Origin of the sequence: Kribbella steppae (genome assembly GCF_004342025.1) — a bacterium.
GTDB lineage: Bacteria > Actinomycetota > Actinomycetes > Propionibacteriales > Kribbellaceae > Kribbella > Kribbella steppae.
This window is the reverse complement of sequence record NZ_SLWN01000038.1, coordinates 1-1,513: the sequence shown is the minus strand read 5'-3', so window position 1 is coordinate 1,513 and position 1,513 is coordinate 1. Positions and strand designations below refer to the sequence as shown.

The 1,513-nt window shown below is 67.8% G+C and carries 1 protein-coding gene; it reads left to right on the top strand.

Annotation, left to right across the window (positions count from 1 at the left end):
- Window positions 1-358: 358 nt before the first annotated feature.
- Entirely contained in the window at window positions 359-1,441 is a 1,083-nt protein-coding gene (locus EV652_RS43855; protein WP_132217301.1) for an IS110 family RNA-guided transposase, read from the top strand.
- Window positions 1,442-1,513 lie beyond the last annotated feature (72 nt).

Here is a 1,513-nt window from a genome sequence, read left to right as displayed (position 1 = left end):
TGGTGGTGAGCGTGTCGTTGGCGACGCGCGGTCAGACTGATATGCGCTGTGAGTCTTGGGGTAGCTGGTCTGGGACTGGCTGGCAGGGTTAGCGGCGGTCGCCTCGTCCTGGATCGTGACTCTTGATATGCATGGCTCCCTTCGGGATGCCTTGAACCCGACTTGTCCGTTCCAGGGCGGGTGGCCGGCGCTGACCCGGCTCCACCTCGGTGACTTGATCAGAAGACTGTCCGTCCCGCCGCACGGCGGGTCGTGACTCATCACAGTGCTGCCCCGAAGTGACTTCCATCCAGGCCTGCGCCGGCCGTTTTGGCGGCCGGATCCGTGTCCGTTGTATCTGGAAGGAAGCCCGCTCGCCGTGACCATCGTCGCGCATACCCATCCCTATGTCGTGGGGGTCGATACCCACGCCCGCACTCACACCTTCGCCATCTTGGTCGCTGCTACCGGCGAGCTGGTCGCCACCGAGCAGTTTCCCTCGACCCGGGCTGGCATGGACCGCGCGATCGCCTGGGCGGCGCGCCGCACCGGGGGCGACCTGGCCACCTTGTGGGTCATCGAAGGCGTCGCCACCTACGGCGCCCGGCTGGCAGCAACGGTCAGTCGCGCCGGCTATGACGTGGTCGAAGCCGCCCGGATGGACGCTCGCGCCCACCGTGGCACCGGCAAGTCCGACCCGCTCGACGCCCGCCGCATCGCGGCGGCGGTCTTGTCGCTCGAGCCAACCCAGCTTCGCCAGCCGCGAAGCGACGACGGCATCCGGGCCGCGCTGCGGATCCTCCTCGCTAGCCGCGAGCACATGACGACCGAACGCACCGCGACCATCAACGCGCTCACGGCGCTGCTGCGTGTGGTCGATCTCGGCATCGACGCCCGCACGGCCCCGACGTCTAAGCAAGTCAACGAGGTCGCCCGCTGGCGGGCCCGAGTCGAGGACCTCGCCACGATCACCGCTCGCGCCGAAGCAATCCGTCTGGCCAAGCGAGTCGTCGATCTGGACAGGGAGCTCGCGGCGAACCAGGCGCAAATGATCGACCTGATCCGTAGCAGCAAGGCGGCCGTGCTGCTGGACAAGACCGGCATCGGTCCCGTCACTGTCGCTGTCGTCCTCGCTACCTGGTCTCACGCTGGCCGGGTCCGGTCCGAAGCGGCCTTCGCCGCCCTGGCGGGAGTCAATCCGATCCCCGCCTCGTCGGGGAACACCACCCGCCACCGTCTCAACCGCGGCGGTGACCGACGGCTCAACCGTGCCCTACACATGGCCGTCGTCACCCGCATGACCCACCACCCACAAACCCGCGCCTACGTCGAACGACGGCGTGCCGAAGGGCGCACCACCAAGGAGATCCGACGCTGTCTCAAGCGCTACCTCGCCCGCCAGCTCTACCGGACCTTGAACGCACTCCACGACCAGCCCGAAACCGGCCCGCAGACCACTTGACCAGACATAGAAGAGTCGGGTTGGTTACCGCAGGACGGGGTGTTCGGCACAGGAGCGGGTCCGCGTGTCTAG